Origin of the sequence: Psychrobacter sp. Sarcosine-3u-12, assembly GCF_002836005.1 — a bacterium.
In the GTDB taxonomy this organism is placed as follows: Bacteria; Pseudomonadota; Gammaproteobacteria; order Pseudomonadales; family Moraxellaceae; genus Psychrobacter; species Psychrobacter okhotskensis.
Window position 1 is genome coordinate 1 of the sequence record NZ_PJBY01000005.1, and the last position, 16,731, is coordinate 16,731.

The following is a 16,731-nucleotide window of genomic DNA, read 5'->3' on the forward strand; positions in this document are numbered from 1 at the left end:
ATCATCTTGATTCTCATTTTTTTTGAGCTCTTGGAGTTGTTTGATAATCTCCATCTCAAGCTTACGAAGCTCTTTAAAAGCAATAATCAAAAAGTTACCTGATCCGCAATATACGTAACATGACATAGTGATGACATAGCCTTGACTCTTTAATACTAGTGGTTTAAGAACATTAATAAATGTCACTATGTGCTTTAACTAATTAGTGACATTTAATGTATTTTGTCACCAGTTCCTAAAAATCGCACAGCTTAACAATGAGATGCAATTATTCTTGGAGTTTAAATTGAGGTCAGTCTTAGCTGGTACGTCAAAAAATGTTAAAATAAATATCAAATAAAATTACTTTAGGCCTATTTCTATAAAGCTTTCTTCTGTCATTATCTTAATTCGATTATGGATCACTTCTAATATCCCTTCAGCTTTTGATAAATCTTTGTTTAAGGTTTCCCGCTCAACTGAACCGCCCCGGAATTGTAGGAGACTTAATATTTTGAGAGAATACAACTATTAAAAAGACAAAGCTACCTTCCTGAGATTAAAGAACTTGCCGTTCTTTTACTGATAGAAGCGTCTGGTGGCTATCTTTCGACATGGTCAGCCATTCAAGCCATTTCGCCTAAGATTGGTTTGTAGCGGTCAACTATTTTATCTGAATTTTTATTCGAATTGATCGGTGTCTAATATCTAATTTTTCTTCCTCTTCGTTTGAAAAGTGATTTTTATGCAACTCTCCTTCTTGCTTCACTAACTTATTTTTATTGCTCTCTTCAGTTTTTCTTTTATACTTGTGATAATTCTGTTGAACTGCTTGTATTGAAATATCAATCTGATATTTCTCTTGTGAGCTATGCTGAAGAAACCGTACAACTAAACTTGGTAAACTAAGCACAATTATAGGAGTTTACCATGACCAAGAAATTAAGAACCTACAGTAACGAATTTAAAGCTGAAGCTGTCAAGAAGATAGCAGATAATAATGGCAATATCTCAGCTACTGCAAAGCAGTTAGGTATTGCCATGCAAACGCTATCAAACTGGCATAACAAAGCCAATCAAGGCAAGCTTGTTGGCACAGAGCAATATGATCCTGACCTTATGAGTGCTCTTCAAGAAATAAAGCAGCTCAAGCGTCAGCTCAAAGTGGCTGAAGAGGAGCGCGAGATTCTAAAAAAGGCGACCGCGTACTTCGCGAAAAACAGCCCGTAAAGTACGCTTTTATCAAAGACAATCGTCAGATATTTAGCACCACTACTATGTGCCGTGTATTAAGCGTTAAGCCCTCAAGCTACTACGGTTGGCTAAGTCGTGACATCAGCGAACAGCAGGTACACCGCAATCAGTGCGAGCTACTAGTTAAAGCCGCTCACAGTGAAATGAAAGAACGTTATGGCGTAGATCGATTGCATGCTCATCTAAGCAAACAAGGCCACAACATTAGCCTGTATATGGTAAGAAGCATCAAAGAGGAACACGGCATTAAATGCCGTCGTCATAAGCGCTTTAAAGTCACTACTGACTCAAACCACAACAAGCTGGTCTATGACAATGTTTTAGATCAGAGGTTTGACGCTAAGCGTCCTAACGAAGCATGGGTCAGCGACATTACCTATATCTGGACTGCTGAGGGCTGGTTATATTTAGCTGGAGTGAAAGATTTATACACCAAAGAGCTTGTCGGCTACGCTATCAATAAGCGCATGACCGCTGATTTAGTATGCCGTGCACTCAATATGGCAATCAAGAACAAACGACCTACTCAAGGACTGATTGTTCATTCAGATAGAGGTAGCCAATATTGTAGCCATGCGTACCATAAGATTATCGAGCAGCATAAGTTTACAGGCTCAATGAGCGGCAAAGGCAACTGTTTCGATAACGCTCCGATAGAAAGCTTCTGGGGCACATTAAAGAATGAGCTGGTATATCATCAAGATTATAAAACGAGGTTTGCAGCCACTAGCGATATCATTGGGTATATTGAGCTGTATTATAATCAGACTAGGATTCAAAAGGGCTTGGGCTATCGAGCGCCAAGACAGGTGTGGTTTGACTACTATCGTCAGGCGGCGTAATTAAAATCTCCCAAGTTTAAGTCTACGGGATTGACGGCAGGGGTCACTTGTACTAAATCAGCTATCTCAGAATAAGTATAGTTTTCACTCTGAGAATCATAAGTTTCTACTATGAATCTAATCGCTTCTTTAGTAAGTTTGGGCTTGGACATCTAGACACACCTTAATATTCTTTATGAATTTTTACTGCTATATCAGATGATACCAACCATTCATTACGTGCAAGCTCGCTGTAATCTTAGACAATTGACTTATATTTTGTATCTTAATATCTTAGGTATCTGATATACCGACTATATCCCGTGGATATTATAGCCCACCACTGTGAGTATTGCTATTTTTAGCAGTGGTTAATGAGATGACGACAGATGAGCGTATGATTGCCTTTGGAAGGCGTGTCCGTGAGGTGCGAAAAGGCAAAGGAATCTCTCAAGAAAGACTGGCAGAGATGGCAGGAATAGATCGAAGCTATATGGGGAATATCGAGCGTGGAGAGAAGAATATTACGCTAAAGAAGGCGTATGAGATATGCGATGCTTTGGAGATTAATATTAACGAATTAGTTTAAATTACAATGCATATTAGAAGTAATAATGTTTAAAAGTTGGAGCACCCTCTAGGTGTGTGGTCATTGTGAAAACTAACACTCATTCTTTGAGACAGATAATACGACTTTTAGCTTATCATCGTATATGATCATAATCCTATGTAAGCGATTATGTTGAGAGGGCGCTCCGCCTCAAATACTAACCTATGAATATGATTGCTTCAACTCTTTCTTTTCTAATAAGTTAAGCAAATCCACATTACTCCAATCAGTATGCCAACATTGATTCTTGAAAGAACGAGAAATATCTTCTGTTTCACTAACACTCAAGTTAATTTTTAACAGAATAGCTACTTTTTTTACTAACTTTTCACTATCATTATTAGAGATATAAGGACAACTTATAATATCTAATAATAAATAAGCTTTTTCACTATTCACAGTGATGTCTTCTAAATTGGACAACTGCTGATTGATATATTTTATTAAATTTAAGCGGATCTCATCATATTTACCATTATTTTTTATATAGAAAAGACATGATATAACTGTGAAGTATGATAGTCCGTCCCGATAGAAGAATAGTTTTTTTAGTGTTTTCTCTGGTAATAGATATAGATCTCCTAGCTCTCTGGTGGCTAGAAGTATATTAAGAAACTCTAAGTGAACAAAGCGTTCGAGAGGTATTGACTGCATTCGATTTGATTCATTTAGCATCAAATCATTAGTAAGACCGAAAATCTTGAGGGCAATTTCTTCTTCATATAAACTATGCCGCCTACAGAATCTTATTATAAAGATAATTGTTGTACTCAGTTTATAAGATGCACTCACAGAGGGTGCGACCTCATATAGAAAAAAAGCTACATCAAGCATAGTTTTTAGCACATGATAGTAACAATTTTTTTCGTCATCTAAAACTTCATTTGTATCGATTAATTGCTTAACACGGTTCGTTACAGATGATATGACAAATGATGAAATTTCATCATACCCAACATCATTATGAACACATAACACCTTGAGAGATGCGATAAACGATCTCGCAAGTTTCGAAGATCTATAAACTTTTTTTGGTTTTAGCTTTCTTAAACCGTTAGTCTCTAAGAACTTATTAAAAAAATCATTCGATAAATTACTAACTTCATGCATCAATCTAGATTTACTACTCGCGAAAGGACGAATAGTAATTGATGATTTACTTATATTCGTATGTAGATTAAAACTAATTAAACTATCTGAGTAGGCCGCATAGACTTTTTCCGCTACTTCTTGGTTATCTGCAAAGATATAAACGTCATCTACATACCGTTTAAACACATAATTCATATCAAAATTTAAACTAATATCTTCTAACTTAAGTCTTTCTATAGTCAATAAATCAATTTTTTGGAAAATAATTTCAGAGAAAACCCTACTGACTTCAGGACCTATAGGTATACCATTAGTTTCATTATCATTACCATGGCGAATGAGCGTATCAAAAGCATCGCCAAATGCATTTTGAGTTAAATTACTCTTGGTAAAAGCTTTATCTTTCGTTGCCCACGCAATTGAATGAGTGTAAATACTATCGAAACACTTAGACACATCTAAAGTCATTTGTACTCTAAATCTTTTCTCTAATTTGAAATACTCAGAAGAGTTGAAGAATTTATATAGACGGTCATACCCATTATATGAAAAAAATGAAGGCATGTGCTTTACCATAGCATCTTTGTTAACTGAAGAAACTTGGTCTTCTTTATATTGATATAGGTTTTCCCACAGACCTTTTGTATAAAAAGTACTTGCCACACCTTTTGGAGCTCTAATAGAGGCTGGACTGATTGAACAATAATGAAGAATAAGACTTACATATCTTTCATAAAACAGCTTTATTTGATATTGTGAGATAGGATGTAACAAAGCCAACCTTCTAAAGTTAACGCTGTCTTTACGTATTTTATAAAGATAGGGCTTAGTTGGCTTTATTTGCTTACGTTTATTATTACCTGTAGGTTTTTCACCATAAATTATTAAGCCAATCAATTTTCGCTCAAATTCAGGAAGGTTATTAATGTGTTTTATTCGTTCATATAATCCATCGTTCGAGAATATTATTGGAGTCTCGTAAGGTAGCGTTTCTGTTAGAAGTACTCTCGTATAGTCACTCTTTTCTATGTATCTTTTAGTGGACATTTATGTGCTTCCTAATAGTTCCAACACCGTTTTATTTCACCAACTCTTTCAGGACTAAACGTGACAAAAGCTATATTTTTATAGCCTCTCACAAAACTATTGGCTAATATCCTACTTCTTAACCTCGAATTTAATTTAGAACTCAGTAAATTACCTAACCTTCCTTTTCGACCAAGTACTAACTCTTTTATAAAACCATCTAAGTTTTTCAGATTTGACATATCACCTTGTATAGCAGGGTAATTATAATAAATACCAGAAAGTTTAGTCCTTTCAAGGTGTTGATTATATACCTTAAAGTTTTTGGTTAAGAATCTTAGCCTATCAATAAGTAGTTCCGTATTGCCAGTCTTTGCAAAATCATAGAATGCTCGTGATAAACGTTTTTTGTATCTTTCAACCTTCTTATCAGCCATATCAACATCAATAATCCTATGCTTATTCTTATCAGTTTTATTCTTAATACTAATTTTATATCCTAAGTACTCAAAACTATATATAAACTCATCAGTTTGCTTTTTAGATGTAAGACTCTTACCAATTGCCTTAGACTCTTGAGACTTTAATTCGTTAAACTGTAGACCTTTCGGTAAGTTCTTTTCAGCTAACTGCCTAAAATTTTGACTATTTTCCTTAGCTGAAGTAATAACTATGATGTCATCTACATATCTTGCATAGAAGAAAGTATCAGAGTGAGCAAAGGTTTTACTATCAAATTCGCACATCATTAACTCAGTAAGAACAGAGCTTAAAGATAAACCTCGAGGAGAACCGGTACCACCCAAATCCTTATGTTTTTCTAAGAGAGAACAGAGCAATATTTTATTTTTAGGACTTAAATTATTAATTTGGTCAATGAATTTCTTTATTTCTTCACTATCAAAAGACTCGAAAAATTTTCTGATATCCCACCTGTAAATTCTGTATGGTACACCTTCCATTAATAATAATTTTAGATTTTCAACGATACTTGTCCGATCAGGCGCTATCTTACCGCTAATGCTCTTAAGATTTGATGTTAGACTTCTCTCTATAAGACGATGATGATGCCTATCTATCTTATATACTTGATTTCCATGTAACTTAAAAGATGATAAAGGGTTATTAACATCTGTGAAGTTTTTTTTAACGCTGTTAATTGCTTCGCAAAGTAATTTTTCGCGATATATATCTTGTTGTGCGACGAGCACATCCTGAAAGTCACTTTTACGAATAGCTTTGTTTAACCTGTAAATACTAAGTGATTGATATTCCATATTTATTACTCAAATCTATAAGCTTAATTTTAGTGAACAGGTTAGCTACTGTTTAGCTGAACTGAAGATTTTAAAACATTAAAAACTGCTCAAGTGTTGATTAGCATAGTTTTTGATATCACACATATTTTTATATCTCTAACCTACCTAAACCACCCGATGCTTCTTAAAGTTCTCAGCCTGCTCAAATATCTCTTTATATACCTCTTTTGAATCTACAGGTGGATAGCCCCATTCATCGAGCAATACCATCAAATCAAACTGTAGCTCAGCTCGGATATCCTCTTTTTTGTTCCAATCCGTGTATTTGGCCTTCTCATCGATGAGCTTTTTCACCTCTTTAGAAAGCTCAATCAACTTGTCTTCTGGATAGGTAAAGTCGTATTTATGCGCCAATGACAGCAGGATGTCGTAAAAGGCTTTTTCTTCAAAGTCGATACCCATCTCACCAAACGATGCCATCTCTTCACGTAGCTCGTGATACAGCTTTATGATTTCATCAGAGAAATCGCCAATGACGTCAGCGCGTAGTAAATCTTGTTCGTCACGATCGTTATATTTCTCGACCAAGGCATTCATCTTCTTACTGAAATCGACACCTTTTACCTTGTTAGTCTTTTTCAACTCACCAATGGCTTTGGCAAGTAACTGTTGTAGCAGCTCTAGCTTGGTGTTGGGCTGCTTAATCACTTCAAGCTTGGCTAGGTAGTCTTCATCGAAGATATCAATCTCACCGTCGGTGTTATCACCGAGCTTAAAGATTTCTTCAACGCCATCACTCAGCAGCGCGTCTTTAACTAGGTCACGTACCTTTTGGTTCATCTGCTCGACGTCAGGTGCGCCACCAGTGGTGATTTTAAAGATGATGGTACGAATGGCTAGGTAGTAATGAATCTTGTCCTTGTGCGCCTTTGTGAGCTCACTGCTACCGACGCAAATATCATAGGCAGACTTCAAACGCTTGGCTAAATCCATAAAACGTTTTTCTAGCTTTTTAGATTGCAGCGCAAAGTCAGCCGCCGCGTTTAAGCAGCTAAGTTGCTGTAGTGGTGTGCCGTTAAAGTACAGGCTAGAGTCGAACTTATGATAGACGGTATCCAATAGATTCAAATGGTCTTTGACCACCACGACTGACTTTTGGATATCTTCTAGGTTTTGAATTTGACCGCCGGTGTAATGCGAGAGCGCCAGGTTCATCTGCTTTTTGATGCCGATATAATCAACCACTAAGCCACTCTCTTTACCTTCAAACTTACGGTTGACCCGTGAGATGGTTTGAATCAGGCTATGCTTTTGCAAAGGTTTGTCAATGTAGATGGTATCGAGAAACGGTACGTCAAAACCTGTGAGCCACATATCGACGACGATGGCGATTTTAAAGTTAGACTTGCCGTTTTTAAACTGACGATCGAGCTCTTTGCGGTAGTCTTTATTACCAAGATTATCCCACATGCCTTTTTCGTCATCCTTGTTACGAGTCATAATCATCTTGACGCGCTCCATCGGTTTGACCTTTTTCTTATCACTTTCCGATAAGGTTGAGCCTTCCTCGCACGCTCGTACCTCATCCCATTCAGGACGCAGGTCTATGATGTCTTTGTACAGCTGATAGGCGGCTTCACGGCTGCTACAGACAAACATAGCCTTGCCTTTTTGTGTGGTGCCCTCAGCGACGCGTGCTTCATAATGCTGAACAAAGTCTTCGGCAATGGCGCGGATACGATCAGGGTCACCAAGAATGGTGGACATACTGGCCATGGCTTTTTTACTTTTCTCGATCTGATATTCATTGGTGCCAGCGTCGGCGCTTTCTTGATAGTATTTTTCGACTTCATCAAGCTGTTTGCTATCGAGTAGCACTTTAGCGGCGCGACCTTCATAGACAATACGCACGGTGATCTCATCAAATACCGACTCAACCATGGTGTAGCTATCAACGACTGGACCAAATACATCGAGAGTGGCATCAATCGGTGTACCCGTGAAGCCGACGTAAGTGGCATTAGGCAGAGAATCATGCAAGTATTTAGCGAAGCCATAGGTCTTTTTGACGCCATCTTCGGTAACGGTGATTTTTTGCTGGAGATTGATTTGGCTACGATGCGCTTCATCAGAGATACAGATGACGTTGGTACGCTCTGTCAGTAGAGCTAAGTCTTCGGTGAACTTATGAATGGTTGTTAGGAACACACCGCCACTCTTACGCCCTTTTAGCTCTTCTCTTAGCTCAGCACGACTCTCGACACTGATGATGTTCTCATCGCCGATATAGGTCTTGGCATTGGTAAAGGTTTTGGATAACTGATCATCCAAATCGGTGCGGTCAGTGATTAAGATAATGGTTGGACTACCAAGCGCCGCGTCTTTCATTAGCAGACGGGCTAAGAACAGCATGGTAAAGCTTTTACCACAGCCAGTCGCGCCAAAGTACGTACCACCTTTACCGTCACGTAAGCCATTATCGTCAATCAAGTTGCCATGACTGTCGATCGACTTCATGTGCTGCTTAATATTGTCGTATAGCTTGGTGGCAGCATAATACTGTGGATAGCGACAAACGATTTTTGCATCAAAGCTTGATTTGTCAGGTACGTAAATAAAATTACGGATAACATCGAGCAAACGCGTTTTATCAAATAAACCGCCCATCATGGTCAATAAGGAGTGGATACCGTCTTTCTCTAACTTCTCATCGCCCGTGACTTTGCGCCAAGAGTAGTAGAATTCATAAGGCGCAAAAAATGAGCCCATTTTTGAGTTGACCCCATCGCTAATCACACATAGGGCGTTGTATTTAAACAGCTCTGGAATATCGCGCTTATAACGGGTGGTCAGTTGGGTGTAGGCATCGAACATGGTGGCATCTTCACGAATGCTGCTCTTAAATTCAAACACCACCAGTGGTAAACCGTTGATATAGAGAATGCCATCAGGTATACGCAGCTCAAAGCCTTGTATCTCCATCTGATTGACGATGCGAAAGCGATTGTTATCGAGTGCTTCATAATCAATCAGCTGGATGTATAAATCTTTTTGAGTATAGTCTTCACGCTTGAGTGTGAAGCCATCAGCAACAAGCTTCATGATGGCTTTATTGGTGTCGTACAGATCAGACGCAGGAAGGTACTCAAGCTTATGAATGATGGACTCAATCTCATATTCTGTGATCAAGTCATCTTTATAACGGGTGGCTAGAAATTGTCGAAGATCAGACTTAATCAGCACATCGTCAGGATTGCGGTCAATTGCTTCGCCAACCGTATGTGGATAGCCCTCAGCTGCTAGTAGCTCGATAATGGCTTGTTCAAGTCTGTCTTCGGTGAATTTCAATGGTAAGTCCTTTTTATTATTCTGTATTATCTTTATCAACGATTAATACGCCAGTTCACGGCTAAACCAAAGCTAGATTATTCATAAGCCTTTTTCACCGGATTGAATTTTATGATTTTGCTGTAATTAACATGCTCAATACGCTCATCATCTTCAGTAGGCTTTTCGCCTTTGTAAGTCAACATAATAGGATAATAAGTGGTATTGTCCGACAATACTTTTAAAGTCCCTTCATAACCATAATACAAAGGTGAGTCTTCATCGTAACGCTCATTGCTTGAGCCAGCATCACCAACATAATAAACATTGATAAAATCATTCTCAGGTAAATGTAAAGCTTTCCACCAGTCATCCCTTGCACCTTGACCCATATAGAAATTCGTAAACAAACTTCCTACTAGGTTCTTACCTAACGGCTGCATACCTTCCTGAATATCTTCAGCATAAAGTCCCGAACTTCCATTGCTACCCGACTCCTCTACGTTCTTTGGTGTTCGACTCACTAACTGAAACAATCCATTATTCAATTTTTTAAAACTGTATAAGTCCGCCGTTGCCTTACACATATGACAAGTATCAATTTCTCCATCAGAAACCTGAGCTTTTTCAATGATAATCAGATAACGATCTTCACCTGCTGTATTTTTATATTGAATAACAGGGCGCATTAAGGCGATAGTCGCCCTGTCAGAATCATCATATTTCCCTAATCCGATATACGGTATATCTTCCATATAATCCACATGAATATCGAACATCTGACCATTGTAAAACTGACGCATGACCTCTTTAAAGCTTAAGTTTTTGATTTTGACCTGAGCCATTTGACTGGCAGAGAAAGCAGGAGCGGCAGCCATTGCAGGAGTTACTGATAAAGCACCTAAACTAAGTGCCAAACTAAGTAAAAGCTTCTTCATCTTGAACTCCATTAATGATTATATTTTTGGGATAAACGTTTGCTATTGAAAGCTATACAGCTTCATCCACAAGTGCGACAGCATCAGAAATACGCAATTCGCCTGACATCAATTTAGGTAAAAGGGTATCGCGTAGTCTAGCGAGTTCTATCTGCTGATTAGAGCTCATTTTAGAGATAATAGGCTCAAGAGTGTCATAGAACTTTAAAACAACACTCTCACTAGGGACAACGAGCTGCTCCCTTTCTAAAAACGATGTGGTCTGAAAGTTGGCTATCCCAGTGCTTTGATTTTGATACTCCCACATTTTTCCATCATCATAGATTTTTTGTAGATGAATTCCAGCATAAAGTCCTAGAAACTTATTTGATGGACTAAACTTTCTACAAAAGCTTGCAGGTTCAGCGACACCACCAAGTCTTTCGAGGATTTGCTCTGTAATAATTATCGAACGTCCTGTAGATTGTGTCGGACTACCTCCAGATATTTCTATAACTATATCGAACGGTCTCAAGATTCGTGTTTTTAATTTTTTTTCTTCAACCCATCTTTTAGGTGCTTCACTTCTTTCACCTATTTTTAACTTAGGAATATCTGTTCCTCTAATGATTACTGATTCTCTAGTGTGTTTTTCATCTTGATCAGGCTTACCCCAATCACCACCAATAGTTGAATCTAATAGATCGCCAAAACATTTAACTTCCCAACCCTTCGGAATCCAACCCATTTCCTCGGTAAACTCAAATTCATCAGGGAATAAGTCCTGAATATCTGAATGGTCTTTTTTCTCAATCGCTTTACGCTGCTCGGCACGTTCAGCGAACTCATCAGGAATAGCATTTCCAGCCGTGATCGCATTATCAATCACCGGATCAAAATCAACAAACCAACTCTTAAACAACGCCTGCGCCATCGTTTCTAACGTTTCGTTCATTTGGCGGTTGAGTTCGATTTTGTCGTCTAAAGAACCAAGAATATGGGCAATGGCTTTTTGTTCTTCAAGAGGGGGAATAACTACAGTCAGCAGTCTTTGAGCCGTGATGGGAACCTGATTTCGTGTAGACATTCCACCCATCATTGACGAAAGTTGATTTTGAAAATCACGTCCCCTAAAGTAAGCAGCAAGATATTTTGGCAATAGTCTTAGTGAGTCTAGGCGATAATGCGTCAGTGACGTCCCGATCAGAACTTTTTCTCTTAACTCTGGGACTAGAGCAACTCTTCCGACAGTAGCATTATGCGACAGGAGAACATCACCCTCTTCAACGTAACCAAACTTAATTTTATTAGCTTTTTCCAGATTGAGTCGTGGAGCGTTGTCGAAATCTATCCTCCCACTATCACTCACCAACTTCGCCGTTAAGAAAGGCACTCCCTCATCACCGAATTCATTACTACGAGGATAGTTAGAGCCATGATTACCATCTTTATGAGCTACGATTACTCCCGATTCAATTAGCTCGCCTATAGTCGAAGTATACTGGTCTTCACTCACCATAACCCAAGCCCTCCAAGTTCTGACGAATAGTTTCATCTAATTTCGATGATTCTTGCATCTGAGCATATAACGTTTGGCTTAGCTCCAGCATCTTAGTCTCAAACGGGATGCCGTCATCCTCGATCGCTGCCGCACCGACATAACGCCCAGGCGTGAGCACATAATCATTGGCTTTGATATCTTCTAGAGTAGCTGATTTACAGTAACCCGCTTCGTCTTCGTATGCTTCATAGCCGCCTGCTTCCTTCTCACCACGCCATGCATGATAAGTCTTAGCAATCGCTTCAATATCGTCTTTAGTCAGTTCTTTATTGGTGCGGCTAATCATACTGCCGATAGCACGTGCATCAATGAATAGCGTCTCACCGCTGCGATTACGTAAGCCGCGAGCTTGGCTATCAGCGGACTTGGCGGCTTTGTCTTTACTGATGAACCATAAGCACACCGGAATCTGCGTGGTATAAAACAGCTGACCCGGTAGCGCAATCATACAATCGACCAGATCGTTTTTGATGATTTGCTCGCGTATATCACCTTCACCACTGGTAGTGGTAGACATCGAACCATTGGCAAGTACAAAACCTGCTGTACCATGCTCGGACAGCTTGGATATCATGTGCAATATCCATGCATAGTTGGCATTGCCTGTCGGCGGTGTCGGATAGCCTGCCCAGCGTGGGTCATCGACTAGCTCATCAGAGGCGCGCCAATCCTTTTGGTTAAAAGGTGGGTTTGCCATGATGAAGTCGGCTTTGAGGTCTTCGTGCTGATCTTTAAAAAAGGTATCGGCAGCCACATCGCCCAAGTTGCTAGAGATGCCACGAATAGCAAGGTTCATCTTCGCCAATTTGTACGTGGTGCTGGTGTATTCTTGCCCATAGATAGACACGTCTTTGGTATTGCCGTGATGACTCTCAATGAACTTAATGGACTGCACGAACATACCTCCCGAGCCACAACACGGATCATAGATTTTGCCTTGATATGGCTCTAGCATCTCTGCAATCAGATTGACCACAGATTTAGGTGTATAGAACTCACCGCCGCCTTTACCTTCAGTTGCGGCAAACTTACCCAAGAAATACTCATACACACGCCCGACGGTATCTTCCTCAGGATTACCGATAGTGTCGATGTTATTGACCACATCGATCAAGGCGGCAAGCTTACTGGCCGTTAAGCCCAGACGCGAGAAGTAATTATCAGGCAACGCGCCTTTCAATGATTGGTTGGTCTTCTCAATGGTACTAAGTGCCGTATCAATCTTGAGCGCGATATCTTCTTGCTTGGCATTCTGCTGGATAAAGCGCCAACGGCTCTCCTCTGGCAAGTAGAACACGTTATCTTTGGTATAAGCCTGCACCATGTCGATGTGCTTCTCATAGCCTGTATCGATGAGCTTTTGGCGCTGCTGCTCAAAAGTATCACTGATGAACTTTAAGAAAATCAGGCTAAGAACAATGTGCTTATATTCTGATGATTCGACGCTACCACGTAGCTTGTTAGCAGCGTCCCAAAGCGCTTCTTCAAAACGACCATCTTTGGCTTGGTCGTTCTTATTTGCAGGTGTTTTAGCCATAACTTTTCACTCTCGATATTTTGATTGTACTCAGTAGAATATATAAGTTTAACAGCTATTTTAGCCTTGTGGCGTTTACTACAGGAATTTGAGATTTTAATCTTTGATTTTCTAAGGTTAAACGTATAACTTCGCTTTGTGTCTCTACTAACATTGATAAGGATTTATCTCTCTGTTCTTTCAAAGAAATAATTTGCTCTCGTAAATCTCTATTTTTTGATTTTTGAGCAAGCATCATTTGTCTTGAAGATTTTTGGACTACATCTTCTTTGTGATCTTCTATCCACTTTTGAATTTTCTGGGTCAGCTCAGGATATCGAGAACTCCGTAAAGCTGATGGATTCACACCTGTCTCTTTGGCAACATTATTTTGGCTTACAGGCGTTCCTTTAGGTACGATTTCTGGCTTATTAGATTTTAAACGTTCAAAAGCTTCTAAAAACCTTATCTCCGCCTTACTTACTACTCTTTCTTTGACTTTTGATTTAGCTTCTATGGATAACATGAATGGCTCGCTCCGCTGATTCTATTTGGGCTTTTAGAGACTCATATAGTGGTGTTCCAATTTCCACAATATCTATTTGACTACTCAATACATCCTTTAGTTGTTCGATCATTGGTAGCTTTTCTTTATCTATTAATGCGGATTTACATGGTTTTTCATCACCAAAGCCCATACAAGAGCTAATATTGCTTATTCCGCCTAATGGACAGGGTGGTCCTAAGTTTGCACAACCACCAAGAAAAGTCTCACGGTAACTTATTTTGCCAGATTTAGCAGCTGCTAAAAGTTGTTTATGATCTTTTTCTGATATCTCAGATAAGAGTTGTTCTTTTCGTTTCTCAGTATGCGGAGAGACATAATGATCAGCTTGTAATTCTTTAAGTTCTCTGACTATAGACTCGTACATTTCACGCAAATAAAAACTACGAGCCTCTTCATTTAATGGTTCTTTTAATTTGTAATAGTTTTGACCGTAATACTGGCTCATAGCTCGGCTAGCATGTTTCAACTGGTATTGTAGTGAAAACTCTGAAACAAGCCCACTTGCAAGCATATTGACAGCTCCTGTACGTCTTAACTGATGCCATGCTAAAGGCCAAACTTTACCAACCGAATATTTTTTTGGATCTAAATTACCTGTAAGCCTATTAGCCATTTCTAGGTCTTTTTCAGTTATCCTTAGCTCATTTTCATCGAATAGCTTAGGCCACATCCTAAGAGCTTCGCTATATTTACGTGGTTTTTTGAAAGGGTTCTTATTGTATGATAGTTTTCCTGGTGTCCAGGGTTCATGTGATACACATTGTAAAACAGGTTTATAAATAAAATCATTACTTAGATTTACATCAGGATTTTCTTTACCAGCAGTTATCCTTAGTTTTGCAATACTAGTCATTGCATTGATAGCAACCTCTACAGATGGAGATACTACCCAAAGTGCATTACTATCTTCAACAGTCTTAGTGGTAGCCCCTCTTATTAAATAGATCTCAGTTCCTAGTGAGTCTACTTCAACTTCAAGACAGTCAGATCTAAGTCTATTAGCTTCTTCAACACGCATCAAAGAAAAATTAAGTGTATAAGCTAACCCTACAAAGCTAATTAAACTCATATAGTTTGAAAGCGCTCTAACACCATATACTCCGTCAGCATCGACCCATTTTTTTAGCAAGGCATCTATTTCAAAATTTCTAGCTGTATGATCAAAACTACCGTAGAAAATATGACCTGATGCTCTTTTACCAATATACTCACGTGAATTGAAAGGTGATTTATTTGCTAATCCATCAAATGTCTCTGAAAGCTTGCCACCAGCATTATTAGCATAAGCATCCAAGCAAAACTTATAGCACTCTTCTATCTTTTCTTTATGTGCTATAAAGTCATCTAAGCACTCCTTTAGCCTTTTTACCTGATAATGCCATAATCTAGTAGGGATATAAGCTGTTTGAACTTTATGACGCTTAACTGCTGCACTGACAAAAACCTCCATACCCTTCTGATCAAGGATATTGAATCCAATCATTTCTGATACAAACATAAGATCGTTTAAGTAGGTCGTTAAGTGTTCCACTCTAATTTTAGGGTTAGAGGCTAATTCTCGGATTAAGTCTGGAAAGTCAGATAACTGAGAGGCAAGAATATTATTGTGTGAGCAGAATACAAATAGAGGTTTGATTGCTTCAAACTTAAATACTAGGGATGTTGGATTAGTTACTGCTGCATAACCCCAAAGCCACCAAGCAACAATTTGTCGTAATAAATCAGCGTTACATGGACTAAGTTTATGACCTTGTCCTTGTGCATCACCAAAGTAAATCTTCAAAGTGCTACCATGCCAAACTGAAAAATCCCATCGAGCGTCACCGTATCGTGAAATAACATTATCTTTTGAGTCAATAACAACAGGAAAGTCAGATGACGGAGGCCAACAATTAGGTCGGAAGTTAGGTGAATCTGTTTCAATAAACGAAGAAGTAATTTGCAACCCTGGAAGGTCTGATATATTCATACCATAACCTCCAATAGTCTGATATATCCATCCCAAGTAGGGTGATATCTACCTGAACGAATAGAGCTTTGAGCATCTTCTACCCACGTATTACGGATCTCACTTCCATCAGAAATTGCTTTAAGCTTTAATTTGATTCTATCTATTACAAGGTTACCTGGGTGGATATGGTTATGTTCAGATGGCTTATAGAGATTAGTTTCAAGTCGTTTGAGTTGCAAATGTGATGCTAGCTTCCAACAATATTCTGAACTCATTACATCTCTATGTTTCTCGCAAAACAAACAACCCTCAGGGCTTATACAATCAGGTTTAGGCGCGTTTTCTGCAAGCTCAACTATCGGCTCAGGTTGATGTGAGTCTACACATAGCCCTGGACCAGGTGCTAATGTAGTAGGGTCTATCAAGTTGTGAAACTCTATAATCTCGCTTGATGCTCTTTGATGATGAGGACGCAGATAGTCTCTAAGTAGCACTTCTTTTGTATGGCCCATTTGCTCTGCTGTAAGATTCAAGTCACTAGTCTTTCTTAATAACCAATTAATACGTGTATTGCGCAATTGACTGGTATTAATAAAAGGCAAGTCGTGCTTTTTGAGTAAGTTCTTAAGAGTGCTAATATTAGCCCTAGAAATCTTAGCAGGGATCATACCTCGGCTCATCATTGGAAATAACCTTTCATCGTTTTGACTTAACTCGGTTTCATTAAGCCAATCTATATATTTCTGTAGATGTTTACGATATGCTTTATAACAGCGAAAGATAGCTTCACCTTCTCTACGACCCTTATAAACTCGGAAAGCCTCAAAATCCTCTCCATCAGATTGCCATC

Annotated in this window: 12 protein-coding genes and 1 pseudogene; 2 read left to right on the forward strand and 11 right to left on the reverse strand. The window is 38.9% G+C overall.

Annotated elements, in window-relative coordinates; translation table 11 throughout:
• Window positions 1-108, reverse strand: a pseudogene (locus CXF65_RS15240) (DNA methyltransferase); the annotation flags it as partial.
• A gap of 801 nt (window positions 109-909) precedes the next feature.
• Between CXF65_RS15240 and CXF65_RS00360 the strand changes: the two are divergent.
• Window positions 910-2,075 (forward strand): IS3 family transposase gene (locus CXF65_RS00360; RefSeq protein WP_101210648.1). Its coding sequence is split into 2 segments (ribosomal slippage): window positions 910-1,168 and window positions 1,168-2,075, totalling 1,167 coding nucleotides; the frame shifts between segments, so codons are not numbered across the junction.
• On the opposite strand, the gene CXF65_RS14875 is transcribed toward CXF65_RS00360, so the two are convergent.
• Complete coding sequence (locus CXF65_RS14875) at window positions 2,063-2,227, reverse strand: hypothetical protein (protein ID WP_157823934.1); 165 nt, start codon at window positions 2,225-2,227, stop codon at window positions 2,063-2,065. The genes CXF65_RS00360 and CXF65_RS14875 overlap by 13 nt on opposite strands.
• Before the next feature lie 206 nt (window positions 2,228-2,433).
• On the opposite strand from CXF65_RS14875, the gene CXF65_RS00365 reads away from it, so the two are divergent.
• Window positions 2,434-2,643 carry a helix-turn-helix domain-containing protein gene (locus CXF65_RS00365; RefSeq protein WP_101210649.1) on the forward strand — a complete coding sequence of 70 codons (210 nt, stop codon included), beginning with the start codon at window positions 2,434-2,436 and terminating at the stop codon, window positions 2,641-2,643.
• Window positions 2,644-2,826: 183 nt separating this feature from the next.
• Here CXF65_RS00365 and drt3b read toward each other — a convergent pair whose 3' ends face one another.
• The 9 genes from drt3b to CXF65_RS00410 form a co-directional block, all read right to left on the reverse strand.
• Window positions 2,827-4,803: an antiviral reverse transcriptase Drt3b gene (gene drt3b / locus CXF65_RS00370; RefSeq protein ID WP_101210650.1), complete on the reverse strand. Its 1,977-nt coding sequence runs from the start codon at window positions 4,801-4,803 to the stop codon at window positions 2,827-2,829.
• Window positions 4,804-4,814: 11 nt separating this feature from the next.
• On the reverse strand, window positions 4,815-6,059 hold the full coding sequence (gene drt3a, locus CXF65_RS00375) for an antiviral reverse transcriptase Drt3a (RefSeq protein ID WP_101210651.1): 1,245 nt from the start codon (window positions 6,057-6,059) through the stop codon (window positions 4,815-4,817).
• Window positions 6,060-6,206: 147 nt separating this feature from the next.
• Window positions 6,207-9,389, reverse strand: a complete 3,183-nt coding sequence (locus CXF65_RS00380) for a type I restriction endonuclease subunit R (protein WP_101210652.1) — start codon at window positions 9,387-9,389, stop codon at window positions 6,207-6,209.
• A 77-nt stretch (window positions 9,390-9,466) separates the two neighbouring features.
• Window positions 9,467-10,306: a hypothetical protein gene (locus CXF65_RS00385; RefSeq protein WP_101210653.1), complete on the reverse strand. Its 840-nt coding sequence runs from the start codon at window positions 10,304-10,306 to the stop codon at window positions 9,467-9,469.
• A 52-nt stretch (window positions 10,307-10,358) separates the two neighbouring features.
• The gene (locus CXF65_RS00390; RefSeq protein WP_101210654.1) at window positions 10,359-11,804 is read right to left on the reverse strand and encodes a restriction endonuclease subunit S; all 1,446 of its coding nucleotides are present in this window, start codon (window positions 11,802-11,804) and stop codon (window positions 10,359-10,361) included.
• Window positions 11,794-13,383 (reverse strand): type I restriction-modification system subunit M, encoded by a 1,590-nt coding sequence (locus CXF65_RS00395; RefSeq protein ID WP_101210655.1) that lies wholly within the window; start codon window positions 13,381-13,383, stop codon window positions 11,794-11,796. Before CXF65_RS00395 ends, CXF65_RS00390 begins: the two co-directional genes overlap by 11 nt.
• Before the next feature lie 55 nt (window positions 13,384-13,438).
• The gene (locus CXF65_RS00400; protein WP_101210656.1) at window positions 13,439-13,888 is read right to left on the reverse strand and encodes a hypothetical protein; all 450 of its coding nucleotides are present in this window, start codon (window positions 13,886-13,888) and stop codon (window positions 13,439-13,441) included.
• Window positions 13,869-15,899, reverse strand: a complete 2,031-nt coding sequence (locus tag CXF65_RS00405; RefSeq protein WP_101210657.1) for a hypothetical protein — start codon at window positions 15,897-15,899, stop codon at window positions 13,869-13,871. The genes CXF65_RS00400 and CXF65_RS00405 overlap by 20 nt, the downstream gene beginning before the upstream one ends.
• A partial coding sequence (locus CXF65_RS00410; protein ID WP_264754711.1) for a hypothetical protein occupies window positions 15,896-16,731 on the reverse strand: 836 nt, incomplete at its 5' end. The genes CXF65_RS00405 and CXF65_RS00410, both read right to left, overlap by 4 nt.

Excerpts from the sequence above, each read along its gene's own strand:
- CXF65_RS14875 (WP_157823934.1), bottom strand. The coding sequence starts at position 2,227 with ATGTCCAAGCCCAAACTTACTAAAGAAGCGATTAGATTCATAGTAGAA.
- CXF65_RS00365 (WP_101210649.1), top strand. The coding sequence starts at position 2,434 with ATGACGACAGATGAGCGTATGATTGCCTTTGGAAGGCGTGTCCGTGAG.
- drt3b (WP_101210650.1), bottom strand. The coding sequence starts at position 4,803 with ATGTCCACTAAAAGATACATAGAAAAGAGTGACTATACGAGAGTACTT.
- drt3a (WP_101210651.1), bottom strand. The coding sequence starts at position 6,059 with ATGGAATATCAATCACTTAGTATTTACAGGTTAAACAAAGCTATTCGT.
- CXF65_RS00385 (WP_101210653.1), bottom strand. The coding sequence starts at position 10,306 with ATGAAGAAGCTTTTACTTAGTTTGGCACTTAGTTTAGGTGCTTTATCA.
- CXF65_RS00390 (WP_101210654.1), bottom strand. The coding sequence starts at position 11,804 with ATGGTGAGTGAAGACCAGTATACTTCGACTATAGGCGAGCTAATTGAA.
- CXF65_RS00395 (WP_101210655.1), bottom strand. The coding sequence starts at position 13,383 with ATGGCTAAAACACCTGCAAATAAGAACGACCAAGCCAAAGATGGTCGT.
- CXF65_RS00400 (WP_101210656.1), bottom strand. The coding sequence starts at position 13,888 with ATGTTATCCATAGAAGCTAAATCAAAAGTCAAAGAAAGAGTAGTAAGT.
- CXF65_RS00405 (WP_101210657.1), bottom strand. The coding sequence starts at position 15,899 with ATGAATATATCAGACCTTCCAGGGTTGCAAATTACTTCTTCGTTTATT.